This window comes from Desulfovibrio sp. GTC20076, assembly GCF_055385905.1.
This window is the reverse complement of record NZ_AP039366.1, coordinates 58,120-83,775: the sequence shown is the minus strand read 5'-3', so window position 1 is coordinate 83,775 and position 25,656 is coordinate 58,120. Positions and strand designations below refer to the sequence as shown.

Genomic DNA, 25,656 nt, shown 5'->3' with positions numbered 1-25,656 from the left:
GCCGCCGTGTCGCTTGACAATATGCTTAAAAAACTTTCCGTGCGTTCGCCGTGGCTGTTCCGCATCAATGCCGGTTCCTGCAACGGCTGTGACGTGGAACTGGCCACCACGGCCTGTATTCCGCGCTATGACGTGGAACGCCTCGGTTGCCGCTACTGCGGCAGCCCGCGCCATGCCGATATTGTGCTTATTACCGGCCCCCTTACCACAAGGGTGCGCGACCGTGTGTTGCGCGTGTGGGATGAAATTCCCGAACCCAAGGTCACGGTGGCCGTGGGCATATGCCCCATATCCGGCGGGGTCTTCCGCGAAGGGTACTCCATTGAAGGCCCCATTGACCGCTACCTGCCCGTGGATGTGAACGTACCCGGCTGCCCCCCGCGCCCCCAGGCCATACTTGAAGGCGTAGTGCTGGCCCGGTCCATCTGGCTGAAAAAACTGGGCGTGGAGGAATAATATGGCGGGCTTTCTTAAAGTTTTATTCCGCAACCTGCTTGAAGGCCCCAGCACCGATCCTTTTCCTCTGGGCGAAACCTTCACCCCCGAGCGCCTGCGCGGCAGGGCCGTTGTTGACCCGGACCTGTGCATGGGCTGCGGCATCTGCCGTCACTCCTGCGCTGCGGGGGCCATCCATATCGGCCAGTTGCCCGACAGTTCAGGCTTTACCATAACCATCTGGCAAAACTCGTGCTGCCTGTGTGCCTCGTGCCGCCACTACTGCCCCACCGGGGCCATGAGCATCAGCACAGACTGGCATTCGGCGCACGCCCAGACCGAAAAATATAAAAGGCTTGAGCAGCACACCATCAAGTATGAACCGTGCGCCCAGTGCGGCGAGCTTATGCGGCCCATACCCAAGGCACTGGCTGAAAAGCTTTATGCCTGGAACGACGAGATCGACCCCGAGCTGACACGCAGGCTCTGTCCCAAATGCCGTCAGATTGAAGACGCCAAGCGCAACGCCTGCCTGCTGCCGGAACCGGGCGAAACCCCGGTGGAAAAGGCCGTAACCTCGGCGGCTCCCACAAAAGATTAGCGGTCTGCACCGCGGAGAACATATGCAAGAGACCATTAACGGCAACGCCAAAGTCATCGAGGACCTTTCCGCCCTCTGCACCGAGGCCGACGCCATCCACCACAGTACCGACAGTTTCGGCAATGCCTTCCACTGGTTCCGGCTGGGTACGCCGCGCATGCTCACCCGCGGCGCGGAAATACTGCGCCAGGCCGATGCCCGTCTGGCCATGGTGACGGCCTATAACCGCCGCCAGCTCAGCGAGCCCATGCAGGAAGTGTGTTACCACTTTGAACTGGATGGTGTTGTTTACAACATGACCGTGACCCTTAACGGCGAGTGGCCCACCGTACCCTCCATCACGCCGCTCTTTGCCAACGCGGACTGGCACGAACGGGAAATGATGGAACTTTACGGCATTCAGGTCACGGGGCAGCCCAATCCCCGCCGGCTCTTTCTTGATGAAGAGCTGGACGCGGGCATTCTCAACGAAGCCGTGCCTCTTTCCATCATGATGAACGGCGCCTGTACCACCGACCTGTGGGAACGCATCCTCAAGGATAAGGAGAACCAGTCATGACCAGCACCTTCACCATGCCTCTCGGGCCGGTACACGTGGCCCTTGAGGAACCGGTATACTTCCACCTGACGGTGGACGGTGAAACCGTGCGTCACGTGGAACTGACCTCCGGCCATGTGCACCGCGGCATGGAGGCCATGGCCACCCAGCGCAACCTGGTCAAAAACGTCACGCTTACCGAACGCGTGTGCTCCCTGTGCTCCAACAGCCACTCCTTCACCTACAGCATGGTGGTGGAAAACGTGCTGGGCATCACCATCCCCGACCGCGCGCGCTATTTGCGCGTAGTGGCGGAAGAAATCAAGCGTATCGCCTCGCACCTGTTCAACACTGCCATTCAGGCGCACATCATCGGCTTCAAGTCGCTGTTCATGCACGTCATGGAAGTGCGTGAAATGATGCAGGACCTGAAAGAAACCGTTTACGGCAACCGCATGAACCTGGCTGCGAACTGCATTGGCGGCGTAAAATACAATGTCAATGCGGAGCTGCTGGACTACATGCGCAAAATGCTGGACAAGGTGGAGCCGCAGGTGGACGAAATCCGCGAGATTTACGACACCAACAGCATGGTTCTGGCCCGTACCAAGGGCCTTGGCGTGCTGCCCAAGGAAGACGCCATCCGCCTTGGCGTGGTTGGCCCTGTGGCGCGCGGCTCCGGCCTGCAGCTGGACGTGCGCAAGGACTCGCCTTACGCCGCCTATCCTGATGTGGAATTTAAAACCATTGTGGAACAGAGCGGCTGCATCCACGCCCGCACTATGGTGCGCATGCACGAAGTGCTCGAATCCTTCAGCATCATCCGCCAGTGCATCGCGCGCATGCCCGAAGGCGAGGTAACGGCCCCCATGCGCCAGATACGCACGGCCGAGGCCTGCGCCCGCTCTGAAGCGCCGCGCGGCGAGGTTTTCTACTATATCCGCACCAATGAGACGGACATACCCTCGCGCCTCAAGTGGCGTGTGCCTTCCTACATGAACTGGGAGGCTCTGGGCGTGATGATGCGTGACTGCAAGGTGGCCGATGTGGCCCTGATCACCAACAGTATCGACCCCTGCGTGTCCTGCACGGAACGCTAGGGCAGTACGGCGATGCATGCCGGATGCTGCCGGAAGAACGGATTTTTCCGCGCGGAACGCCCCTGCGGCGTTCCGCCGGATAAAAACCGGCCCGGCGCACGGCAACAGCCGCCCCATGCCACAAACGTCGAAGCGGCGGACAAAGCCCATGCATGAAGCGAGTCTGGTTCAGGGCCTTCTGGACATCTGCCTGAAGTCTCTGAAAGATCACAACGAGGCGCACCCTGAAAACCAGGTAGAGCGCATACACAAGGTGGAATGCCAGCTTGGCCTTATCGCCTGCGTGGAGGCGCAAACCCTTACCGCCTGCTTTGAGCTTTTTGCGGAAGGAACCCCGGCCGAAGGAGCGCAATTGCTTTTGCATACAGCGCCCCTGCCCTGCCGCTGTACTGATTGCAGCCATGAATTCAGCCTGACGCAACGGCATTTCGTCTGTCCCAGTTGCGGCGGCGAGAACATCCACTTCAACGGGGGCCACGGACTTACCCTGATGGCCCTGCACGTTGCATCCGAGGAAACGGACCATGACTGAACATATCCAGGTCGTACCCGACAAATGCCGCGCCTGTCGCCGCTGTGAAGTGGCCTGTATTGCCGCCCACCACGGCATGAGTTTCAAAGAGGCCATGAAGCATCGCGATGAACTGGTATCGCGCGTGCAGGTGGTCAAGGCCGAAGGCTTCAAAACCACCGTGCGCTGTCACCAGTGCCCCCATGCTCCCTGCGTCAATGTGTGCCCCACCGGGGCGCTGCAACAGGATGAGCAGGGGCGCATCATCATGCGCGTCCAGTATTGCGTGGCCTGCAAAATGTGTATGGCGGCCTGCCCCTACGGAACCATCACTATGGAAACCATCGGCATGCCCACGGTAGACGGCGAAGACGGCGAAACCATCGCCCAGCGCGCCCGCCGCGAAGTAGCCGTGCGTTGCGACATGTGCCGCGCGTGGCGGATGGAAAACGGCAAACGCATTACCGCCTGCATGGAAGCCTGCCCCGCCCACGCCCTCTCGCTGGTGCTGGCCGACGGCACGGTTGTGGAAGCACCCAAGCCGGAAAAGAAGGCTGTGGCCGCCGCAGCCAGACCAGAGGCTCCCAAGGCTGAAACAACCCCGGAAAACGGCACACAAGCTGCCGCAGGCACCGAAACCGCAGCCGCAGAAAAAAGCATATCTGCCGCCAGTGAGCAAGAAATTTCCGTAACATCGGCCACGCCCGCTCCCCAGACGGCATCCGCCGCTGCGGCCGCACCCGTGGCGGAGAAAAAAGATCCTGCGCCCGAAGCCGAAAAGGCAGACGCCGCCGAAGCTGAAAAAATATCCGTCACCGAAACCGCCCCTACTGCAAAGGCAAAGGCCGATGAGCCTTCCGCCGGGCAGGTACAGGCGGATGAAACTCCCGCTGCGGAAAATGCAGAAGATGCCGCGTTCTCTCCCGCCGCAACGGCCAAAGACAAACCCGTAAGCGCTCCGAAAACCGCTCCCCAGGCCCCTGCCGAGCCTGCTGGATCCCATGCTGCCGCCAAGGTTGAAGAAGCCCAGCAAACTGTAAAATCCCCGGCCCCCGCGACAGCGGAAAAAAAGCCCGCAGCCGTAACAACGGTTGAAAAAAAATCCGCAGCCGCAGCAAAAAAACCTGCGGCGAAGGGCAGCAAAAAAACGGCAAAAAAGAGCGGCAAAAAATAGGGCAGGCCATCAGGGCTGCGGATGCCCTGAAAAATAGCGCTGCCCTGAAAAAACCAGAAAGGCGGACCAGCCCGCCCCCCAAATACACGAGGCCCGTTCGCATGCAGATGCGAACGGGCCTCGGCTTTCTGGCTGTATGGCAAATGCTACTGCTTTTTATCGCGCTTCTGTTGCCGGTTTGCCGGAGCGGCCTTGCGCGCCTGCTGCGGCTTGTTGTTCTGGGCGCGCACCACGGATCGGGCATCGGGGTCGCCATTCTTGGCGGCCAGATTGTACCAGCGGTTGGCCTCGCTCAGATTGCGCGGCACGCCGGTTCCCTGATCATACATGAGTCCCAGGCTGTACTGCGCGGCGGCCTCGTTCTGCTCCGCAGCCTTGCGGTACCAGTCCACGGCCTGGTTATAGTCCTGCGGCACGCCGCGGCCCTGTTCGTACATAAAGCCAAGGTTATACTGGGCTTCGGCATAGCCCTGTTCGGCAGCGCGTGTGTACCACTGCACGGCCTTGGCCGGGTCCTGGGCATAGCCCCGTCCCTCGGCGTACATGAATGCCAGATTGTTCTGCGCCTTGGGGTGATCTTGCTCCGCGGCTTTTTCAAACCAGTGGGCGGCTTTGGTGTCGCTCTGGTTTTCACCCTTGCTGTTCAGATAGGTCCAGCCCAGGGAATACTGGGCCGATGCAAGGCCCTGATTGGCGGCACGGCTGTACCAGTCAATGGCGGCGGCCTCATCCTTGCTGACGCCGCGCCCGTGGGCGTAGAGGTAACCAAGGTTGTACTGGGCCATGGCCAGCCCCTGTTCGGCCGCCTTGCGGAACCAGCGCGCGGCCTCACGGTAGTTGCGCGGCACACCGTCGCCCGAGGCCAAGGCTGTGGCCCAGGAGTTCATGGCGCTCACGTCGCCCTTTTCCGCAGCCAGGCGAAAAAACTCCGCCGCACGGGTGCGGTTTTTCTTCACGCCCTTGCCGTCCAGAATAAGACGGCCCATAACGTACAGGGCTTCAGCATTGCCGCCGTCAACAAGCGGCTTGAGCAGGCGCACGGCCTCATCGTAATCGTTTTTGCCCAGTGCCGTCTGCACTTGGCGCAGGCTTTCCCCATCATCAGCGCGGGCGTCGCCCTGTGACAGCCACAAAGGCGAAAGGCACAAAAATGCCAGAAAAACTATGATAACTAACCGGATTTTCATGTGTTATAAACTCTTCAACGTTGAGATCCAATAATGGTTTTCATCACCCTTGAGCGTAAGAGCCTGCAGGGCGCAAAAGGCGCGGCGGGCGTCCTGCACAGAAGTGCGGCTCCACCATGCGCGGGGGTCTTCCCACACCTCGGCAACCTTGGCGGCGGCCTCTTCAGGCGTGGCGTACAGTATGCCCGCCCTGACAAGCACGTCCAGCAGGGCGTCGCTTTGTGGGGTGACGGGCCACACATCGCGCCGCCAGAACAGAATGGTCGGCACGTTGGCGACCAGAGCCTCAAGGGTCGTGGTGCAGTTGTGGTCCACGACCAGCAGACGGCAGGCAAGCATCTGCGGCTGCAGAGGCCCCGTGGCCAGGCGCACCTGAGGCATGCGCTCCAGCAGCCAGTCCGCATCGCGCAGCGAGCCGGGCAACGGAAAATAGGGCCGATACAGGGAACTGCCCCGTATGCTCTTCTCCAGTGATTCAAAAAAGCGCAGCTTGTCTCGCCTGTAATCCACCAGCTGCAGCGGCGTAGGATGCGCGTCCAGCCGATAGCCATAGGCGGGCATTTCCGTCCCCACGAAGAGCAGGTTATGCCCGTCCTGGCCGTGCCAGAGCTTTTTTATGCGGGCCAACTGCGGATACGGCAGGGGGATAAAATTTCCCCGGCTGCTGCCGTGCTCGCTCCAGCCCCAGGTGGCAAAAGCATGCTGGCTGTACTCCACCACGGCCGTATCACAGGCGCAACGCACCTGGCCGTAATTGCCGCCATGCTGCACATACATGAGCCTGTGGCCTCGCCCGCGCCAAAGAGCGAGCTTTTGCCGGTATTCTGCATCCTCATAGGCCAGAATGCTGGCTACGCGCAGGCGTGGCGCCAGCATACCGGGCGAAAGGCGCTTCGGATGGTCCAGTTTTTTCAGGGAACGCGGCATCCCCGCACGAAAAAGCGCCATGACGTCGAGATGCTCCGGCAGTGCCGCGTCATATCCCGTGGCAGCCCTGCCATAGGATGAAAGCGGTTGCGAGCAGTCATGCCCCCGGCTTTTGTGCAGCAGGGCCAGCGAAAATCGCAGGCTCTGCCCGAGCCTGACGCCCTTGAGACGGGGAAAAGGCAGCCGCAGCATGGCATTGCGCAGTATGCCGCGCAAGCGCTCCTTGCCGGAAAGACATTTGGCCGCCCCATATTCGCGGTTTACAGGCTCAAGGTATTCCCAGGTCCAGTTTTGCGGCCATCCTTCATGAAAGAGCGCCTCAAACAGCCGCGAAAACAGCCAGTGATTAAAGGTATGGCCGAGCGCGCCGTGCAGGGCGAAGTCCGGCTCCGTGTGAAAGGTGAAGCGGCAGTCCGGTGGCAGCAGGGGTACGTGCAGGGCATCGTTGCCCCACACTTCGGCCATGCTTTTGACCCGGTCCCAGCGTTCCACTATCTGCGAAGCCATATTCACGGCCCACGGGGCCAGAAGAGTCTCCCAGTAGGTGGCGGGCAGCGAGGCGCTGTGCGGGCACAGTTCTGCCGCCAGCGGAGCGATGCTGTCTGCGCAGAGCGCCTTGGCACGCCGGCAGGCGCGCTCCATGGCGGGCACTTCCGCCAGCGGTTCGGGCGGAAAGGTAAAACGCCTGTCCCAGGCGGGGAAAAACTCCTCCTGCTCCACAAAGCACCAAGGCCCGGCAGGCCGGTGCGTTTCCGGTTCTGCCCCCCGGGGCATGCGCCCAAGAACGAGTATGCTGCGCCCGTGATCCATGATTAACCCTTGTGTCCGTTTTCCAGATCAGACCAGTGCAGCACCGTGTCTTCCGCCAGATCGTGGCGGGCGCGCATGCCCAGCACCTCGTCATAATTACGCGGCGAGATGCCGTGGGCCGGGCGCTTCCATGTCAGGTCGGCGGCGGTGACAGGCGTACCGGCAGGTATGGCCCGCGCCGTAACCAGAGAGCGTCGGGCATGCTGCCTGGCAGGTTCTTCTTCCGGCAGGGCGCGCAGGCTCAGGTCGCCCACACTAGCAAGAGTGGCGTTAAGCCTTTCAAAGAAACGACGCAGGTCATTCTTGTCCATAGCGTGGTAATGGTCATTACCCGGCAGGGACTTGTCGTGGGTAAAATGCTTCTCAAGCACTCGGGCGCCCAGCAGGGTGGCTGTTTCAAGAATATGCATGTCCCTGGGCAGGGTGTGGTCGGAATAGCCGATGGCATGCTGCGGAAAGTGGCGGGCGAGAGCCGGAATCATGCCCAGAGCCGCGTTTTCGTCTGCCGTGGGATAGTTGAGCACACAATGCAGCAGGGCAAGCTTGTTGCCTTTTGCCTCGATCCATTCCACAGCTTCGGCAATTTCGTGCAGGTGGGCCGCACCTGTGGAAAGCAGGATGGGCTTGTCGAAATCGCAGAGAATGCGGATAAAGGGCTTGTTAGTGATATCCGATGAGGAAATCTTGAACACATCCATAAGATCATTGAGAAAATGGGCTGATTCAACATCAAACGGCGTGGACATGAAGGCAATGCCCGCCGCATCACAGTATTTTTTGAGAGCTTCAAATTCATTTTTCCAGAACGAATCATGCTTTTTAAACAGCTCGTACTGGCTCCGGGTGGGTTCCTTGCTGGTGTCCCAGTAGGCCGGAGAATCCTTGGAGGCCAGGGTTCCCGCCTTGTAGGTCTGAAACTTGATGGCCTGCGCGCCGCCTTCGGCGGCTTCGTCAATGAGCCTGCGGGCAATGTCCATGCTGCCCTCATGGTTCACCCCGGCTTCGGCAATCACATAGGGGACGGGAATACACACTTCGGGGGCAGGAACAGCAAATATATCCATGAGTTTCATGCTCATTTCCTCACTGGTGAATTTTAGGGTTTCAGTATACTCCCTTGCCGGGCAAAAGAAAAGCAGCGCAGCGAGGCACAGCACATAATCATATTGAATAATTACAAATTTTTATATCCTCTCTGTCAACTACACATGTAATTCTTCGTTTTTACAACGTATGCACAACTTTGCCTTTGCGCCACACATGCACTATATTGATCAGCTGCCGCATGAACGGCGCCCGGTGTTTTATTCCGCTTACAGTGCAGTACGCCGCGTTTGGATACAACTATGCAAAAAAATGTAACGGGCTATGCCTCCGCCCTTCTGGCCGTCATCATCTGGTCTGGAAACTTTGTGGTTGCCCGGGCAGTGGCGGGGCTTATCCCCCCCTGGCAGTGCAACTTCTGGCGCTGGCTCATCGCCCTGATCATTCTGCTGCCCTTTGCCGGAAAGCACTGGCGCACTGACTGGCCCGCCATCAAAAAAAACTGGCGCGGGCTTTCTCTTTTGGGCATTCTTGGCGTCACCCTGCTCAATACCTTTCTGTACAAGGCCGGGCAGACCACGGAAAGCATCAATATGGCACTGCTGGTTCCCACGGCCCCGGTGGTTATCCTGATACTTTCACGCGTGCTCTACAACGAACCGATTTCTCCGCGCCGCATGGCGGGCGTGCTCGTGGTCCTTGCAGGGGTAGCCATACTGGTCAGCCGCGGCCAATGGGACCGGCTGGCCCACCTGCGCTTCAACGAAGGAGATCTGTGGGCCCTGGGCGGCGTACTGTGCTTCGGCCTCTATTCCCTGTTCATACGCCAGCGCAGTCCCGACATCTCGCCTATGGGCTTCAGCATAGCCACCTTTGCCCTGGGTTTGCTGTACTCCCTGCCCTTTACCGCCATTGAAGCCTTTATGCTGCCCCGGCCGCAGATGTCCGCCACGCTGGTCATAAGCGTGCTTTACGCAGGCATCGGCTGCTCGGCCCTGTCGTTCTGGCTGTGGACCGTTGCTGTGGACCGTATCGGCCCGGTACGGGCGGGCATGGTCTATTACAGTCTGCCTGTTTTCGCAGGCATTGCCGCAAGCATTGTGCTGCACGAGCGCGTGGCCCCGGCCCAGCTGGCAGGCGGCGCACTGGTTATCAGCGGCATCATCATCGCCACGCTGGTTCTGCCCCAGCACAGGGCAAAAGCCTGAAACCACCTGCGGCACAGCCGCCAAGGAGCATATATGAGTACACAGCCCATACGTATCGTGCTGGCGACCCACAATGCGGGGAAAGTACGCGAACTGGCCGACCCGCTGGCCCGATTCGGTGTGGAGGTACTGAGTCTTGAGGCCTTTCCTCACATTGGTGAAATTGAAGAAACCGGTGTAACTTTTGAAGAAAACGCCTGCATCAAGGCGCGTGAGGTAGCCCGCCTGACCGGCCTCGTGAGCATTGCCGACGATTCCGGCCTGGAGGTGGACGCCCTGGACGGCAAGCCCGGCGTCTATTCGGCCCGCTATTCCGACGACTGGCAAAGCCTGCCCGACGAAAGCCGGGATGACCGCAATATCCGCAAACTGCTGCACGAACTGGCGGATGTTCCGGAAAATAAAAGAGGTTGCCGCTTTGTGAGCTGCATGGCCTGCGTGCGGCCCGACGGCGCGGAAATGGTCGTTCGCGGCAACTGGGAAGGCACACTGCTTCATGCCCCGCGTGGCCAGAACGGCTTTGGTTATGACCCTGTCTTTTTTGATAAAGACATACAAAAAACCGCAGCAGAACTGACCAGGGACGAAAAAAATGCCCGCAGCCACAGGGGCAACGCCCTGCGCGCGCTTCTGGCAAAGTGGCAGAGCTTTATGGGCGCGTAACCGGCCATGCCCACAGCGGCATACGGCAGCGGTTTTTTGTTTTTCCACCCTTTTCTGTTAGAGCATACGCACCTTGAAATGCCTGCCCGACGGCGAAACAAGTTCGTCCTGCAAGCATTTGCAGCGAGGGTTTTCAAGGAAAGTCCGCGCAGGGCAGTGGACCATTTGCAGTGGTAACCTGCTCTGCTTCAGGACTGTTTTCTGGCGAAACTTGTGGCAAAAACAACACAGCGTTACAGTAGGCGTATGCTACTTCGGTCTCCGCCAAGGGCAAGGCCATACAGCATACGGTTAACATAAAAGGATTCTTTCAGAAATGCAGCCTCTGTTGCGCCTGGACAGCCTGTCCATCACATTCCAGACAGATGATGGCCCCCTGCCTGCCGTGCGGGATGTTAATCTCAGCCTGGAGCAGGGACGCATCACCTGCCTTGTCGGCGAATCCGGCTGCGGCAAAAGCCTGACAGCCCGGGCCATACTGCGCCTCATGCCGGATAACGCCCGGCTGGACGGCAGCATCATGCTGCACGGGCAGAACCTGCTGCAACTGCCCCCCCGCGAAATGCGGGCCATACGGGGGCGGCGTGTGGGCATGGTTTTTCAGGAGCCGATGACATCCCTCAATCCCGTGCTCAGGGTGGGGGAACAGGTGGCCGAACCCTTGCGCCTGCACCTCGGCATGAACCGGACAAAAGCCCGTGAAGAAGCCGTGGCCCTGCTGGCAGAAGTGGGCATTCCTTCGCCCGAAAGCCGTTATGCCGATTATCCGCATCAGCTTTCCGGCGGCATGCGACAAAGGGTGATGATCGCCATGGCCCTTGCCTGCCGCCCGGACCTGCTGCTGGCAGACGAGCCGACCACAGCGTTGGACGCCACCATCCAGGGGCAGATACTGCGCCTTATGCGTTCCCGCAGCCAGCAGCGCGGCATGGCGGTGCTGCTCATCACGCATGACCTGGGCGTAGCCGCCCAGATGGCCCACAACGTGGGCGTCATGTATGCCGGACGGCTTGTGGAACACGCCCCGGCGGAGGAGCTTTTTTCCCGCCCGCTGCACCCCTACACCCAGGGCCTGCTTCAGGCCGCCCCCAGCGCTCTTTCACGCGGGCTCAGCCGCCTGCCCACCATCCCGGGCAGCGTGCCTACCCTGCGCGCCATGCCTCAGGGCTGCCCTTTTCATCCCCGTTGCGGCAAAGCCATGCCCATATGCAGCGAAAAAATGCCCCCGGGCTTCGTTAGGGGTGAACGCCGGGCGGTCTGCTGGCTACACGAAAATCAGGCATAAACCCCGGCGCAGGCCCGAGGCTGCCCATATGCGGCCATGTTCTTGTGCCATGTCCCACCATGCCCGCAAAGCAGGTATGGCAAAAATCGGGTACAAGGCAGCGCCCGGACAGAATCACCAGAGATGCAGTCCGCGGCGATGTGAGCGCATGACTCGGACGAAAAAGGCGGCATGGGATCCATGCCGCCTTTTTCTGTTCTGCCGCCGCGATCCACGTCGGCCGGGCAATGCCGCTCAGGGCCTGATGACCTTACCCGCAAGATCAAGGCTGGTTACAATATCAAGCATGTTTGACGTTTCCCCCACGGCCTTGGCCTCCAGCAGGCCGTAATGCCCAAGACAGGCACCGCACACCAGAATGGAAACACCCGATGCCGCCAGCCGCTGCAGCGACTCAAGCGCCGGACCCGGTCGGGCCGCCAGCTTCACGCCACCGTTGACAAGCACCAGACGCCACAGACGTGGTCCCAGTTCCGGCAGTGTCGCCAGAAAATTTTCCATAAGTTTCGCACCCAGGGTGTCATCACCTCGCCCCAGGGTTTCTGTGGTCAGCAAAACAAGGGTCTGTGTACCCAGCCCTTCCTCTCCATCACTTTCTGCGGTGCGTGACAAAGCCGCCGGAGCAGCCCCGGCGGACAGCCCGCTTTCGGCGGTATGCAGTGCGGCCGTGATGCGCCAGCACTGGGGGGTTTCTTGTATAGCTTCAGATGTATAGCCGCGACTGTGAAGAAAACGCTGCACATTTTCCAGCGCAGGTGCATTGTCGACCACTACTTCCAGCGCCACGGCTCCTCCGTCAACGGCAGTGCGGCAACGGATGACCGGCTGGGGGCAGGCAAGTCCTCTGCAATCGAGAAGATCCATAATATCAACCTCTTTGCTGTTTTGCGGTTTTATTTACATTTCCTGCTGTTAAGAGTAATTATACTATTGCCGATAAGCAAGCAAACCAAGGCGGAAATATATGGGCATTATACTGCAACTCTTTATATTGTGTTCTCTCTGCGGCATGGTCTTTATGGAAAAACCGCAAGGCCTGCAATGGCTGCTGCCTGCCTTTGCCGCAGCCTGTGCCGTGGCGGATGCGCTCCTTTGGTTAAAACGCAGGGCCGGGGACAAAAAACTGCGGGAGCAGAGCGACGCTCTTTTTGCCGAAGGCGCCCCCGCCCGTGAAGGCGACGTGGCGGAACGGGCCGAATACTGCTTCAGCCACCTGCACGATGCCGAACAGGTTGTGGCGGAAGACGCCGAGGCCATCAAGGATATGCGCGCCATGGCCGAAGAGTTCAAAACGCGTCTGGCCAGTGTTGAAGAAGAAAAAAAGAAGCTGCACAACAAATCCGAGCGCGGGGCCATGGTCCTGCACAAGGCGCATACCGTGTGCAGCAATCTTTCCACCGAGGTACGCGATCTGGCGAGCCTGGTCGTCGAGGTAAGCAAGGGCGTTGAGTCGCAGCGCGCCAGCCTTACTGACACCAGCCGGGCCATGGAAGAGGTTTCACAGGCGGCTTTCGAATCTTCAACCAGGGTACAGGAACTTTCAGAAAGCGCCCAGCGCTCCAGCGCCAGTGCTGCCACAGGTGAACGCGAAGTGGAAGGCGCACTGTCTTCCATCGAAAAGCTCAAAGACATTATCGTGCAGCTCAAAACCGCCATGGCCGGACTGGGAGAAAAAGCCAGCAACATCGGTCATGTCATGGCAGTCATCAACGAAGTGGCCGACCAGACCAACCTGTTGGCCCTCAACGCCGCCATTGAAGCCGCCCGTGCCGGAGATGCCGGACGGGGTTTTGCCGTGGTGGCCGACGAGGTGCGCAAACTGGCCGAAAAAACCATGGGGGCCACCAAGGAAGTGGAAGAAGCCGTGCACGCCATCCAGGCTGAAACACAGATCAATGTGCAGACTGTGGACAGGGCCGCCCGCCTGAGCGTGGATGGTGCCGAACAGGCCGCGCGGGCCGGGGCCTTCATGCGTGATATTCTCCATGCCATGAACGAAACCGCCGATCATCTCCAGACCATAGCCAAAAGCGTCAAGGAGCAGTCCGAGCAAAGCGTCGGCACCAGCGGCACCATGGGCGAAATCCGCCACATATCGGAACAGACGGCCGCCAGCATGGAAACATTCATCGCGGCCCTGCTGAGTTTCCAGAGCGGCATGGAAGAACTGGACATGACCATCAACGCACTGGTTACCGGCGACTACGAGCAGGCCACCTCGGACAAGTTCGTCCAGTGGACGCCCAAGCTCGACCTGCATGTGGCCATGGTGGACAGGCAGCACCGGCTGTTGGTTGACTATATCAACGAGCTGTACACGGCCATGGCCCACAACCGCACTTCAGAAGACCTTCAGGCCATCCTGCGCAAGCTGCGCGACTATACGGCCACACACTTCGCAGATGAAGAAAAACTGTTTACCGCCACCGCCTATCTGGGCGCGGCGGAGCATATGAAAATACACAGAAAATTTGTAGCAAAACTGGACGAAGTGGAAGAGCAGCTCAAATCCGGCACTGCCACCGTGAGCATGGACCTGCTGACCTTCCTCAAGGACTGGCTCGTACAGCACATTATGGGTACAGACCCCACATACCTGCCCTACCTCAAAAAAGAAGACTTCGAGCAGGATCATGGCCGCTAGGCCGTTTACAGAGCATCCGATGCCATGACGCGGCGTGTTTTCCACAACAGCAGGAAACCCCGGCACGGTAATGCCGGGACTCACGCGCAAACCGGCCTGAGGCAGGCAAAAACAAAAAATCCCTTCCCTGAAAAACACGCCAAAACAGCCTTGCCGAAGTCTGCGGCAAGGCTGTTTTTTCTGTGGCGTTTCCGGTATGGCGAGCCTCAATGGCAGGGGCGGGATGGTCAGTGGTTACAAGCACACAACGCCCTACCGCCCTTTCCAGCGCGGTAAATCCACTCCGATGCCGGGGCATGAGCCGCGCCTGACGTCCGAGGCCGTCTGCCAGGCGGCGCAGGGGGGAGCACCGGCCCCGCCCCGACCTGACGGCTTCCGTTCCGGAGCCAAAGGGAGCATATCCGTATTGCCTTGCATACGGATATCCTGATATTTTGCGGCGTCAGCAGAACAGGGACCATGATTCTGTGCAGGTTCCACGCTGCACTGTCGCCGCCAGTGGAGCAGCCGCGCGCTCCTCCTGCTGCTGGCAAGAGAAGCAGCGCACAGTTCCCGGAGCGGCCACAAGGCGCTTCAGCGGGATATCCTCACCGCAATCGACACATTGGCGCGGGCCATTGTGCCGCAGAAGATGCAGCAACCGCTCAAGATCGTGGATGCGCTGAACACTGCGCCGGGCGCGGCAACAGGCAATATGCGCCGCCTCCATATGGCTGGCGGCGTCTGCTTCATCAGAAAAATGCTGGGCCTGAAAGCCTGCGCGCAACAGGGACATGCGCCGCAATTCGTCGACCAGTTCGGCCTGTATCCGTTTGAGCATGGTAGTATCGTGCATGGCTGCCTCCCCGGATTTACCGGCGGTTGAACCGTTGTTCATGAGGCAGTGTGCGCCCGTATTTGGGCGATAAGGTGCCGGGCATGTTACAACGTGCGGCGCATTGACGGCAAAATGGAGAAAAACGATAACGGGGAGAAACGCCAGAAGCGTTTCTCCCCGTTATATTGAAAACACGATTGCGGACTATCTTGCCGCATGTTCAAAGCATCCACATACCGGGCCTGCACGACGGCCTGTATGCCGCCGGAAGCCGCCCTTTCGGCAGGATGTTTTTGCCTCAGCTACCGCACATGCCCAGAAAGTAGCCATGCAGACGCGTATCCGGCGTCAGCTCAGGATGAAAGGACGTGGCCAGAATATTGTTCTGGCGCACCGCCACAGCCTGCCCCTTGACCTCGGCCAGCACCTTGACGCCCGGCCCCACGCCAGTGATGACAGGAGCACGGATGAAGACCGCCGGGACAGGTTCCGGCCCGATTTCCGGCATGGCGAGATCGGTTTCAAAGCTGTCAACCTGACGGCCGAAAGCGTTGCGCCGCACGGTGGCATCCAGCACGCCCAGCCGGGGCTGGTCCGAATTTTCAATAACGCGGCACAGCAGGATAAGTCCGGCGCAGCTGCCGTATACCGGCATGCCCTGCTCAATGCGCTCGCGTAACGGCTGCAGCATCTGCCACTCGTTGAGCAGTTTGCCCATGGTGGTGCTTTCGCCGCCCGGAATGATCATGGCGTCAATGCCGTCCATATCCTTGAGCTGGCGCACTTCGCGGGCCGCCACGCCCAAACGGGACACGGCGGCCACATGCTCACGAAAAGCCCCCTGAAGGGCCAGCACACCCACACAGCGGGCCATCTACCAGCCCCGCTCCTGCATGCGCTCACCAGAGGGAATGGTGGAAATTTCAATACCCACCATAGGTTCGCCAAGATCACGGGAGATTTCGGCCAGCAGGGCGAAATCCTTGTAGTTGGTCACGGCCTGCACAATGGCCCTGGCGCGCTTGGCCGGGTCGCCGGACTTGAAAATGCCGGAACCCACAAATACGCCGTCGCAACCAAGATGCATCATCATGGCGGCGTCAGCCGGGGTGGCGATGCCGCCGGCGGCAAAGTTGACCACGGGCAGGCGGCCTTCTTTGCGTACGAGCAGGCACAGTTCAAGAGGAGCGCCCATTTCTTTGGCAAAGTTGGGCACCTCGGCTTCGGGCAGGGCGCAGAGCATGCGCACTTCGTCCATCACCTGACGGCAATGGCGCACGGCTTCAACCACGTTGCCGGTTCCAGGCTCGCCCTTGGTGCGAATCATGGCCGCGCCTTCGGCGATACGGCGCAGGGCTTCGCCCAGATTGCGGCAGCCGCAGACAAAAGGCACGGTGAAATCGCGCTTGTCGATATGATACTTGTCGTCAGCGGGGGTGAGCACTTCGCTCTCGTCAATATAATCCACCCCCATAGACTCAAGAATACGCGCTTCCACAAAGTGGCCGATGCGCGCCTTGGCCATAACGGGAATGGTGGCTACTTCCATGATTTTTTTAACAATGGTGGGATCAGCCATGCGGGCCACGCCACCGGCAGCGCGAATGTCCGCAGGCACACGCTCCAGAGCCATTACGGCGCAAGCGCCAGCTTCTTCAGCGATTTTAGCCTGTTCGGGAGTGGTGACGTCCATGATCACGCCGCCTTTCAGCATTTCTGCAAGGCCTGTCTTCAGGCGAATGGTGCCCTGTTCCATTTCTTCTACTCCTTCTGAGCCGGGTCTGCCGGCGAGATGTTTGGCAGTCTACCGCTCACGCTGCGGCGTTGCTGGGATGCTTTATATGTCATAAGCGTTCGCCTGACAATACATTGCGCAAAGGTGAAACAGGTCCGGCCCGCCCCCGGCTTGCGCTCTCCCCCGGCTCTGAGTATGCTGTATTTTTCCAGAGGATGCCTATGATGACCACACCCAGTTTCTGTATAAGGCTGCCTTTTCTGCGCGGTTCCCTGACGGACAGGCACATGGCCCTGCCCGCGTCCCTGCTTTTGTGGCCCGGGCTGCCGCAACCGCCGCAGACGGGGGCGTACTGCCCGGCGGGCTATCCTTTTACCCCGCGCGAGGCCGCGGCCTGCCTTGAAGACCTGCGCCGCATGGGCGACGAGGCGCTTTCGGGCCTGCCTGTGGGGGCAGCCTCAACAGGTAATGCCCGCGCGGCCCGCCACGCTTCGGAAATGGCGCTGCTGCGCGAGTTCGGCAGCGCAGACAGCGAGGCTGCCCACAAGGCCGAAGCCGCCCGCAAACAGCGCATTGAGCAAGAGCAGGCGCACAAGGCCCTTATCTGGACGTGGCTTCAGGAAGAACGCATGGCCGAACTGGCAGACATGGCCCGCGCCCTGGCCCGCAAGTCCGAGTCTTTTACCCGCTCTCTCGGCGTGGAAGACGGCGAAACCCCGGGATTCGGCGCTTCTGAAGGGCATGCCGGAGCAGGTATTCTGGGTACGCCCGTCAGCCTCGACCTTGGCCTCATGCCTCCCTGGCGGCTGGTAACGGCCAATGCCATGTATTTTCTGCCCCCTGACCTGCCCATTCTGGCTGAAGGCCCCATGGCCGAAGATATCCAGGAAGAAGCGGAGTTCGGCCCGGCCCAAAAAGACACCTCGGCCCTGCCCGCAGACATGCCTGGACTGCTGCAGGCCCGTGCCCCGGCATGGCGGATTCTCGGCCGCAAACAACCCACCGGTTCTCCGCCTCTGGATGTCGAGCGCCTGTGGCTCGTATGGAGGCCCACATCATGAGTGTGCTGTTTCCCCACGGCCTTGCAGGAGTCATCTTTGACTGCGATGGCGTGATGATAGATTCGCGCGAATCCAACAATATTTTCTACAACCGCGTTCTTGAACACTTTGATTTACCGCCCATGACGCCGGAGCAGGAAGAATACTGCTTTATGGCTACAGCCGTACAGTCCCTGCTGCATATTGTGCCGCCACACCTTCACGGGCAGATAGAGTATGTAACACGCGAGGTGGTCAACTACCGGCGCGACATCTTGCCCATGCTGCGCCTGCAGCCGGGATTTACCGGATTTATTGATGACCTTCGCGACCGCCGTGTGCGCATGGCCGTGCATACCAACCGCAGGTTTGAGGGAATACAAACGGTTCTGGACATTTTCGGCCTGCCCACCTATTTTGATCCTGTGGTCGCGGCCGATACGGCAGCGCCCAAACCGTCTCCCGAAGGCACACGGCACATCTGTTCCGCCTGGGGAGTTTCGCCCGAAACCGTGCTTTTTGTGGGCGACAGCGAACATGACAAGGAAGCGGCCCGGGGGGCGGGCGTAGTATTTGCGGCATTTGGCAGCGGGGCTCTCCGGGGGCAGATAACAGTCACGGATTATGCAGGCCTGCACGCCGCGCTGGACCGGACTTTGCCGCCCCAAAAGGCCGAGGCGTGAGATCAGGCCCCGCCGGACCTCCCCGAACGTATTTTTTGACACAAAGACCGCCATTCTGGAGGGCGCATGATTGTTCTGGCCAATACCATGAGCGCCGTTGCCATGATTCTCGGCTCACTGCTGAACCTGTATTTCTGGATAGTCATCATCGCGGCCGTGCTTACCTGGGTGCGGCCCGACCCGTATAATCCCATAGTGCGCACCCTGCACGCCCTCACGGAACCCGTGTTTTACCGTGTGCGCAAGTGGCTGCCTTTTACCTACACCACCGGCATGGACTTTTCTCCGGTGGTGGTGCTGCTGAGCATTGAGCTTTTCAACCGCATTGTGGTTGCCTCTCTTGCCCAGTACGCGCTTGCCATTCAATAACCCTGGCTTCCTCGCGGGCTTCCGCGTTCGAACATCTAACAATGGAGATTTCTTATGGATCAGCATGAACTAGAACTACTAAACAAGTATGCGGCTACTGATCCGGAGCTGAAATCCCTTTGGGAAGATCACGTGCTCTACGAAAAGCAGGTAGAAAAGCTTGAAGGCAAAGCCTTCCGCACCCCTACCGAAGAACAGACCTTGAAGCAATTGAAAAAACAGAAGCTTGAAGGCAAAACCCAGCTCATGGCAATCCTCGACAGGATAAAAAAACAGGATTGCTAGCAGGCTGTTAAGGAGCCGGCTATGGAATGTACAGGTGCGCAGATTCTCCTTGAGTCCCTGAAGAGAGAAGGCGTTGACGTGCTGTTCGGGTATCCCGGCGGCGCTGTGATTGACATCTATGACGAACTGCCGCGACATCAAGAAATACGTCACGTGCTGGTACGACACGAACAAGGGGCTGTGCACGCGGCTGACGGCTATGCCCGCGCTTCCGGCAAGGTAGGCGCCTGCCTGGTAACCTCCGGTCCCGGAGCCACCAATACGGTGACGGGCATAGCCACAGCCTATTCCGATTCCATTCCTCTGGTAGTGATTACGGGGCAGGTTCCCACACAACTGATCGGCAACGATGCCTTTCAGGAAGTGGACATCGTGGGCATCACCCGGCCCTGCACCAAACACAATTTTCTGGTAAAGGACATCAGCAAGCTGGCCCTTACCATCCGTCAGGCTTTTTATCTGGCGCGCACGGGCCGCCCCGGCCCCGTACTCATTGACCTGCCCAAAGACGTCATGCAGGCCAAGGCCGAGTTCGTGTGGCCTGAAGAAGTCTACATGCGCAGCTACAACCCCACCTACAAGCCCAACCTCAACCAGTTGCGGCGCTCGGTAGAAGAGCTGGCCCGGGCGGAACGCCCGGTCATTCTGGCCGGGGGCGGGGTTATCATGTCCGATGCGGCCGAGGCCCTCACGAGCCTTGCGCGCAAGCTGCAGATTCCCGTCACCTGTTCGCTCATGGGCCTTGGGGCCTTTCCCGCCACCGACCCGCTGTGGCTCGGCATGGTCGGCATGCACGGAACCTATGCCGCCAATCTGGCCATCAACAATGCCGATGTGCTGGTATGCGTGGGCGCGCGCTTTGATGACCGCGTCACCGGAAAACTGGCGGGCTTCGCGCCCAAGGCGCGCATTGTGCATATTGATATCGACCCCACATCCATACGCAAGAATGTGGAAGTACACGTTCCTGTGGTGGGCGACTGCCGCCTGGCGCTTGAAGGCATGGGCGAAATCTGCAACGCCAAGCTTGAAGGCAAAGACTGGAGCAGCGAACACGCCGCGTGGCTTGAGGCCGTGGGCGAATGGAAGAAAAGCAAGCCTCTCTGCTACCAGAAAAACCACAACATCAAGCCGCAGGAAGTCATCCAGACCCTGTACGAGCTTTCCAACGACGATGCCATCATTGCCACCGAAGTGGGCCAGCACCAGATGTGGGTAGCCCAGTTCTATACGTTCACCAGGCCGCGCACCCTGCTCACCAGCGGGGGCCTCGGCACCATGGGGTACGGCTTTCCCGCGTCCATCGGCGCACAGTTTGCCTTTCCCCACAAAAAAGTCATCACCGTCGCGGGCGACGCCTCATTGCAGATGAACATTCAGGAGCTGGCTACCGTGGTTGCCAACAGGCTGCCCATCAAGGTGATCATCCTGAACAACCGCCATCTCGGCATGGTGCGCCAGTGGCAGGAGCTCTTTTACAACCAGAACTACAGCTCCACCAACATGGAGGCCCAGCCGGACTTTGTGAAGCTGGCCGAAGCCTACGGGGCCGAAGGCTACCGCATTGAAAAACCCGAAGACCTGCGTGCCACGCTTGAAAAGGCCCTTGCCACACCCAACCCGGCCTTTATCGACGTAGTGGTTGAACGCGAGGAAAACGTGTACCCCATCGTGCCTGCCGGCGCGGCGCTTGATGAAATGTTGCTGGTGTAAAGGAGGGGCTATGACCAAGACACATGTGCTTTCCGTGCTGGTGGAAAATGAACCCGGCGTGCTTTCCCGCGTGGCGGGGCTGTTCAGCGGGCGCGGCTTCAACATCCATTCGCTCAATGTGGCCCCGGCCCTGGAAGAAGGCGTTTCGCACATGACCATCACAACAGAAGGCGACAGCCTGATTTTAGAGCAGATAATGAAACAGCTGCATAAAATCGTGTCTGTCATCAAGGTGGTGGACTTTGCAGACATTGCCGCTGTCGAACGCGAAATGATGCTTGTCAAGGTGCAGGCTGAAGGCCCCATGCGGGGTGAAATTCTGCGCACCGTTGAAATATTCCGCTGCAAAGTGGTGGACGTAAGCCCCAATGAAATGACCATTGAGGCTACAGGCAATCAGGACAAGCTGGATGCCATCATCAATCTTTTACAGCGCTTCGGCATCAAGGAACTGGCGCGCACAGGCTCTGTGGCCATGCGTCGTTCCAAAAAGGCGGATTAGGGATTTTCACCCGTGAGCGGATTTTCATGAAAATATTTATCCGCTCTGCCGCCGCACACGTGCGATACGCCGCAACGCCGCGTAAGTGCAGAAAACACGCGTTTGCGCTGCACACGCCTTTGAGCCTTCGCGACGTTTCAAAGGCACTATGGTTCAGAACTGCCCGTTCCCGCGCCTGACGGCCCACAAGGCCCTCTCCGGCATGGGGCGGCGCAGGCCGCCTGCGCCCCTTATCCCCAGGGGCCGGCCCTGCGTGCAGGCAGTTCCGCTCCCGCACCTGCAGCCGCCTGACAGCGCGCTGCCGCCAGAGGGCGCAACAACGCCCGGCGCTTATGTCCAGGCCCCACGTTCTTTCCCACCGGTGGAAAGAAATACAATTTTGTTTAACCGTGAGTGATCTCAGAGGAAGTTCAGATGAAAGTTTATTACGATCAGGATGCCGACCTTAATCTCCTGAAGGATAAAACCGTCGCCATCATCGGTTACGGCAGCCAGGGCCACGCCCACGCCCAGAACCTGCGCGATTCCGGCGTCAAGGTTGTGGTGGGCCAGCGCCCCGGCGGCGCCAACTACGAACTGGCCAAGGAACACGGCTTCAATCCTGTTTCCGCCGCTGAAGCCGCCGCCCAGGCCGACCTGATTATGCTTCTGCTGCCCGACGAAGTGCAGGCTGCCGTTTACGAAAACGACATCAAGCCCAACCTTGCCAAGGGCAAGGCCCTGCTGTTCGCCCACGGCTTCAACATCCACTTCGGGCAGATCCAGCCGCCCAAGGATGTGGACGTGTTCCTCATCGCGCCCAAGGGACCGGGGCATCTGGTGCGCCGCACCTACACCGAGGGCGGCGGCGTACCCTGCCTCGTGGCCATTGAGCAGGACGCTACCGGAAAAGCCCTTCAGATGGCCCTGGCCTATGCCAAGGGTGTTGGCGGCGCGCGCTCCGGCGTGATTGAAACCACCTTCCGTGAAGAGACTGAAACCGACCTTTTCGGTGAACAGGCCGTGCTGTGCGGCGGTGTTTCCGCCCTGATCAAGGCCGGCTTTGAAACCCTGGTAGAAGCCGGTTACCAGCCCGAAATGGCCTACTTCGAATGCCTGCACGAAATGAAGCTTATCGTGGACCTCATGTACGAAGGCGGCCTTTCGCGCATGCGCTACTCCATCAGCAATACCGCTGAATACGGCGACTATGTCACCGGTCCCCGCCTTGTCACCGATGAAGTGAAAAAAGAAATGAAGGCCGTGCTCAAGGACATCCAGAGCGGCGTATTCGCGCGCAACTTCATTCTTGAAGCCCGCGCCAAGTACCCCATGTTCCTTACCACCCGCCGCAATGAATCCGAGCACCAGATCGAAAAGGTGGGCAAAGAGCTGCGCAGCATGATGCCCTGGCTCAAGAAAGACAAAAAAGACTAGAACGGATCAACTTTGAAATATGGAGTATTTCAAAGTTGCCATTCTGCCGGAAACTGCATTTTCCGGCAGAATCCACGCTGTGTTACGATGCGCTGTACGAAAGTGCAGCGTTAGCGCCTGTACACGTTATTCAAAGATAAAATGCGCTACAAGGATTTGGAGACAAATCCTTGTAGCCAAATGATTATAGGGCGGCTTTGCCGACCGTTAAGCAATCATTTGAAGCGCTAATTGCTCCAATGCCTGATCAGGCCACCTGCAAATAATCGGCCGCCCCTCCGGGCGGCCGATTATTTGCGCGGCATCCTGCCGTAAAATATTGCGGCGGGATGGTTGCAAACTCTTTTGTTCTTCCCACTTGCCCGGCGGTGCACGTACCGGCCCTTGCAACCGTGATGTATTGTGCAAAAAACATATATCCTGCAATGCCGTCCCACGTAAGCCTGCCATACAGCCTGCGGACAGGCAACGCCGTCACGCCCGAGCGCTGCATGTTTGCGTCTTTTCTCATAACCTGATACGAAAAACCGTGGCTTTGCACGTGTTTCGCTCCGGCTGGCACGGCCAGCGGCCACCATACCGCATACTGGCGACAAATCCCGCCCTTCCGGCCCCGAAGCCGATTGTTCCTAACCCCATGAGGTCGCGCATGGCTGCCCAAAACGCCCATGAAAATACAGAAGAAATCATCGACCTGACAGAACTTATCGAAAAAGGCGAGGTTCCGGCAACCGACGAGGCCGCCCCCGCTCCCACCGATGACGATCAGAGCGGTCTGCATTCGCACATGCGCAGCCTGAACGAAGAAGGCCGCCAGGCCGATGCGGAAATTGACGATCTGCTGGCGCAGATGGAAGCCAGGGACGATAGTGAAGACATTCCCGCCGAAGGCGAGATGCCACCCGCAGACACAGACAATATTGCGGCTCCGCAAGACGATGAGCCTGCTTTTTCAGGCACTGGCGTTGCGCCTGATGGTCATATTGTGGACCCCAACGAAAAGCTGCATATGCCCGGCATGGGAGACGTCGACAATCTTTTGAATTCTCTCGATATTCCACCACAGCCTCCGCAACGCTCCACGGCGACTCCGTCGCCCCGCAACACGGATGAAGCCGTGGACCAGATGCTGGACGGCCTGACGGGAGCCGCATGCCCCACCGCTGCCCGGCCTGAGACCGCTGCAAACGGCACACACGCCGACACGCCGGATGTGGATGAACTGCTGGCCGCCGGAACCGTGCCGGAGCCTGTTATTTCTGACGAACTGGAAGCCCTGCTCAGCGCAAGCGATCCCGCGGCATGGCACGCCGCTCCCGCCCATGCGGGCAAAGCCGCAAATGACGCTCCAGGCGCCGCAACCGAAGAACGCCCGACGGCACAGCCCGCACCGACGCCCCCCGGATCGCCGGCCGCTGCCCCGCAGGCAAGCGCCGCTTCCGGCAATGACGCTGCGCCCCTGCCGGACTCCGGCCCGGAAACAGACACGCCCTTCGATCCCGAAGCGCTTGCCGCAGACCTCGACACACTGCTGGCCGCCGTCAACCCCGCCCCGGACATTCCGGGCACGGGGCAACCCGCCGTTGCGAAGACCGGCGCCGAGGAACTGGACTTTGACCTGGATGCCCTGCTGGCCGCCGCGGATGCGGAAGAACGCGAAAGCGCGCACACAGTGGCAGAAAAGACGGACACCCCCGCAGGCAATACCGCGCAAGCTGCGGAGCAACCCGCAGCACAGCCCGAACAGGTTGCTCCGGCCGCCCCTGCGGCTACAAAAGAAGCTCCGCAAACGACAGAACTGCCTGTTACAGAGCCACCCGCACAGCCGGAAGCCACAGCCCAGCCCATGACGCAGGACGCGACCTCCGGCGCGCCCCAGGCCCCGCTTTCAGATCTGGATATTGACTCCCTGCTGGCCGAAGCCGCCGGAGGCGCAGCAGCCGCTACCGCCCCGCTCCCGGGCGTGACGGACGCGACGGACGCCGAAGCCCCGCCCGCCCGGCAGACGGAAGAAACGCTCCCCACCGAGCAGCCCCACATGGGCGTGAGCGAAGAAGGCGTGGATTCTCCTGACATTGCTGGCAATTATGACCATACAGAAACCATAGACACCATAGGCACAGCGGCGGCCACTGCAAATGCCGCGGAGGCCCCGGCCGAAACGCCCTATACGGAAAATACGGAAAAACCGGCAGCCACAGAGAGCACACATGTTGCCGATGCGGCCGATGCAGCAGCTGTAGCAGATCCTCCCCCTGCCCCGGTCGCCGACGTACTTGCTGAACGCCTGGACCAGTGCGAGGAACTGCTGCGCCAGGCCGAAGAGCGCGCGAGCGCTCTGGAGTCAGCCATGGCTGAAGCCCGTGAAGCGGCAGAACAGGCCCGCGCCCTTGCGGATGAAGCGCGCGAGGCAGCCGGCCTGGCCCAGGCAAGCGCCGAGGAAGCGCAAAATACGGCCCGCGCTGTTGGCAGAGATTCTGCCCGCGCTGTAGACGAGGCCCTGCAAGCAGCCCGCAATGCAGAAGAAACAGCCGGGGCCGCCATGCAGCAAGGCAGCGCCGGTCCGGATACTGCCGAGGCACTGGCCGAAGCCCTTTTTGAACCGGGCCATCCCCTGCACCAACGCTTCATGGACGCCATACAGGCTGCCGCTGCCCAAGCCGCGCAGCAGGCCGCACAATCGGCGCTTCAGGAGACTGCCGGGCAGGCTCCTGCTTCCGGCCCCAGCGAAGACCCCGCCCTGGCAGAGCGTCTGGACAATGCAGACCTGATGTTGCGCGGCACTTCAGCCCGCCTGGATTCCATAGAAGAACGGCTGGACGGTCTTGAACCCCGCTTCAACGAGCAGGTGGAAAAATCTGCGGCAGCCGCGGCAGCCCGCATATTACGCGAAGAAATCGCCCGTCTGCTGGAAAGCGAGGCATAGCAAAGAGATCTGCGCTCGGGCAAAAGAGCGGACAATCATTGGC

At 59.9% G+C, this 25,656-nt stretch carries 26 protein-coding genes; 18 read left to right on the top strand and 8 right to left on the bottom strand.

Going from position 1 to position 25,656, the window contains the following annotated elements; all coding sequences use genetic code 11:
• Positions 1-21 precede the first annotated feature (21 nt).
• The 6 genes from ACZ495_RS00370 (at position 22) to ACZ495_RS00345 (ending at position 4,359) form a co-directional block, all read left to right on the top strand.
• Complete coding sequence (locus ACZ495_RS00370) at positions 22-456, top strand: NADH-quinone oxidoreductase subunit B family protein (RefSeq protein ID WP_041724975.1); 435 nt, start codon at positions 22-24, stop codon at positions 454-456.
• A gap of 1 nt (position 457) precedes the next feature.
• Entirely contained in the window at positions 458-1,036 is a 579-nt protein-coding gene (locus ACZ495_RS00365) for a 4Fe-4S binding protein (protein WP_012625503.1), read from the top strand.
• 22 nt (positions 1,037-1,058) lie between these two features.
• Positions 1,059-1,595, top strand: a complete 537-nt coding sequence (locus tag ACZ495_RS00360; protein ID WP_012625504.1) for an NADH-quinone oxidoreductase subunit C — start codon at positions 1,059-1,061, stop codon at positions 1,593-1,595.
• The gene (locus tag ACZ495_RS00355) at positions 1,592-2,674 is read left to right on the top strand and encodes a hydrogenase large subunit (RefSeq protein ID WP_012625505.1); all 1,083 of its coding nucleotides are present in this window, start codon (positions 1,592-1,594) and stop codon (positions 2,672-2,674) included. Before ACZ495_RS00360 ends, ACZ495_RS00355 begins: the two co-directional genes overlap by 4 nt.
• A 148-nt stretch (positions 2,675-2,822) precedes the next feature.
• Entirely contained in the window at positions 2,823-3,206 is a 384-nt protein-coding gene (locus ACZ495_RS00350) for a hydrogenase maturation nickel metallochaperone HypA/HybF (RefSeq protein WP_012625506.1), read from the top strand.
• Positions 3,199-4,359, top strand: coding sequence for a 4Fe-4S dicluster domain-containing protein (locus ACZ495_RS00345; RefSeq protein WP_232088678.1), 1,161 nt, complete (start codon positions 3,199-3,201; stop codon positions 4,357-4,359). The genes ACZ495_RS00350 and ACZ495_RS00345 overlap by 8 nt, the downstream gene beginning before the upstream one ends.
• A 146-nt stretch (positions 4,360-4,505) precedes the next feature.
• On the opposite strand, the gene ACZ495_RS00340 is transcribed toward ACZ495_RS00345, so the two are convergent.
• From ACZ495_RS00340 to ACZ495_RS00330, 3 genes are read right to left on the bottom strand one after another with little or no spacing between them, the layout of a single operon-like run.
• On the bottom strand, positions 4,506-5,546 hold the full coding sequence (locus ACZ495_RS00340; protein ID WP_012625508.1) for an SEL1-like repeat protein: 1,041 nt from the start codon (positions 5,544-5,546) through the stop codon (positions 4,506-4,508).
• A 3-nt stretch (positions 5,547-5,549) separates the two neighbouring features.
• Positions 5,550-7,283, bottom strand: coding sequence for an LIC12162 family transferase (locus ACZ495_RS00335; protein WP_464262450.1), 1,734 nt, complete (start codon positions 7,281-7,283; stop codon positions 5,550-5,552).
• Positions 7,284-7,285: 2 nt separating this feature from the next.
• Positions 7,286-8,356 carry an N-acetylneuraminate synthase family protein gene (locus ACZ495_RS00330; protein WP_012625510.1) on the bottom strand — a complete coding sequence of 357 codons (1,071 nt, stop codon included), beginning with the start codon at positions 8,354-8,356 and terminating at the stop codon, positions 7,286-7,288.
• 273 nt (positions 8,357-8,629) lie between these two features.
• On the opposite strand from ACZ495_RS00330, the gene ACZ495_RS00325 reads away from it, so the two are divergent.
• The 3 genes from ACZ495_RS00325 to ACZ495_RS00315 all read left to right on the top strand — a co-directional run bounded on the left by ACZ495_RS00325 (position 8,630) and on the right by ACZ495_RS00315 (position 11,483).
• The gene (locus tag ACZ495_RS00325; RefSeq protein ID WP_296984857.1) at positions 8,630-9,535 is read left to right on the top strand and encodes a DMT family transporter; all 906 of its coding nucleotides are present in this window, start codon (positions 8,630-8,632) and stop codon (positions 9,533-9,535) included.
• A gap of 33 nt (positions 9,536-9,568) precedes the next feature.
• Positions 9,569-10,198: an XTP/dITP diphosphatase gene (locus tag ACZ495_RS00320; protein WP_012625512.1), complete on the top strand. Its 630-nt coding sequence runs from the start codon at positions 9,569-9,571 to the stop codon at positions 10,196-10,198.
• 316 nt (positions 10,199-10,514) lie between these two features.
• Positions 10,515-11,483, top strand: a complete 969-nt coding sequence (locus tag ACZ495_RS00315; protein WP_464262449.1) for an ABC transporter ATP-binding protein — start codon at positions 10,515-10,517, stop codon at positions 11,481-11,483.
• A 234-nt stretch (positions 11,484-11,717) separates the two neighbouring features.
• On the opposite strand, the gene yedF is transcribed toward ACZ495_RS00315, so the two are convergent.
• Positions 11,718-12,347, bottom strand: a complete 630-nt coding sequence (gene yedF / locus ACZ495_RS00310; protein ID WP_072311462.1) for a sulfurtransferase-like selenium metabolism protein YedF — start codon at positions 12,345-12,347, stop codon at positions 11,718-11,720.
• 100 nt (positions 12,348-12,447) lie between these two features.
• Here yedF and ACZ495_RS00305 point away from each other — a divergent pair, with 100 nt between their 5' ends.
• Positions 12,448-14,127, top strand: coding sequence for a bacteriohemerythrin (locus ACZ495_RS00305; protein WP_012625515.1), 1,680 nt, complete (start codon positions 12,448-12,450; stop codon positions 14,125-14,127).
• 442 nt (positions 14,128-14,569) lie between these two features.
• On the opposite strand, the gene ACZ495_RS00300 is transcribed toward ACZ495_RS00305, so the two are convergent.
• The 3 genes from ACZ495_RS00300 to pdxS all read right to left on the bottom strand — a co-directional run bounded on the left by ACZ495_RS00300 (position 14,570) and on the right by pdxS (position 16,700).
• Positions 14,570-14,962 (bottom strand): TraR/DksA C4-type zinc finger protein, encoded by a 393-nt coding sequence (locus ACZ495_RS00300; protein WP_157735131.1) that lies wholly within the window; start codon positions 14,960-14,962, stop codon positions 14,570-14,572.
• 280 nt (positions 14,963-15,242) lie between these two features.
• Positions 15,243-15,818, bottom strand: a complete 576-nt coding sequence (pdxT, locus tag ACZ495_RS00295) for a pyridoxal 5'-phosphate synthase glutaminase subunit PdxT (RefSeq protein WP_012625517.1) — start codon at positions 15,816-15,818, stop codon at positions 15,243-15,245.
• Positions 15,819-16,700 (bottom strand): pyridoxal 5'-phosphate synthase lyase subunit PdxS, encoded by an 882-nt coding sequence (pdxS, locus tag ACZ495_RS00290; RefSeq protein ID WP_012625518.1) that lies wholly within the window; start codon positions 16,698-16,700, stop codon positions 15,819-15,821.
• 203 nt (positions 16,701-16,903) lie between these two features.
• On the opposite strand from pdxS, the gene ACZ495_RS00285 reads away from it, so the two are divergent.
• The 7 genes from ACZ495_RS00285 (at position 16,904) to ilvC (ending at position 22,687) form a co-directional block, all read left to right on the top strand.
• Entirely contained in the window at positions 16,904-17,740 is an 837-nt protein-coding gene (locus ACZ495_RS00285; protein ID WP_096152601.1) for a hypothetical protein, read from the top strand.
• Positions 17,737-18,402: an HAD family hydrolase gene (locus ACZ495_RS00280; RefSeq protein ID WP_394027154.1), complete on the top strand. Its 666-nt coding sequence runs from the start codon at positions 17,737-17,739 to the stop codon at positions 18,400-18,402. The genes ACZ495_RS00285 and ACZ495_RS00280 overlap by 4 nt, the downstream gene beginning before the upstream one ends.
• 66 nt (positions 18,403-18,468) lie before the next feature.
• Positions 18,469-18,771, top strand: coding sequence for a YggT family protein (locus ACZ495_RS00275; RefSeq protein WP_464262448.1), 303 nt, complete (start codon positions 18,469-18,471; stop codon positions 18,769-18,771).
• Positions 18,772-18,825: 54 nt separating this feature from the next.
• Positions 18,826-19,056 (top strand): YdcH family protein, encoded by a 231-nt coding sequence (locus tag ACZ495_RS00270; RefSeq protein ID WP_012625522.1) that lies wholly within the window; start codon positions 18,826-18,828, stop codon positions 19,054-19,056.
• A gap of 21 nt (positions 19,057-19,077) precedes the next feature.
• Complete coding sequence (ilvB, locus tag ACZ495_RS00265) at positions 19,078-20,769, top strand: biosynthetic-type acetolactate synthase large subunit (RefSeq protein ID WP_464262447.1); 1,692 nt, start codon at positions 19,078-19,080, stop codon at positions 20,767-20,769.
• A 10-nt stretch (positions 20,770-20,779) separates the two neighbouring features.
• Complete coding sequence (gene ilvN, locus ACZ495_RS00260) at positions 20,780-21,271, top strand: acetolactate synthase small subunit (protein WP_012625524.1); 492 nt, start codon at positions 20,780-20,782, stop codon at positions 21,269-21,271.
• Between the two features lie 414 nt (positions 21,272-21,685).
• Positions 21,686-22,687 (top strand): ketol-acid reductoisomerase, encoded by a 1,002-nt coding sequence (gene ilvC / locus ACZ495_RS00255; protein ID WP_012625525.1) that lies wholly within the window; start codon positions 21,686-21,688, stop codon positions 22,685-22,687.
• Positions 22,688-22,934: 247 nt separating this feature from the next.
• Here ilvC and ACZ495_RS00250 read toward each other — a convergent pair whose 3' ends face one another.
• The gene (locus ACZ495_RS00250) at positions 22,935-23,228 is read right to left on the bottom strand and encodes a hypothetical protein (protein ID WP_464262909.1); all 294 of its coding nucleotides are present in this window, start codon (positions 23,226-23,228) and stop codon (positions 22,935-22,937) included.
• Between the two features lie 108 nt (positions 23,229-23,336).
• On the opposite strand from ACZ495_RS00250, the gene ACZ495_RS00245 reads away from it, so the two are divergent.
• Entirely contained in the window at positions 23,337-25,613 is a 2,277-nt protein-coding gene (locus ACZ495_RS00245; protein ID WP_464262446.1) for a hypothetical protein, read from the top strand.
• Positions 25,614-25,656: the final 43 nt, after the last annotated feature.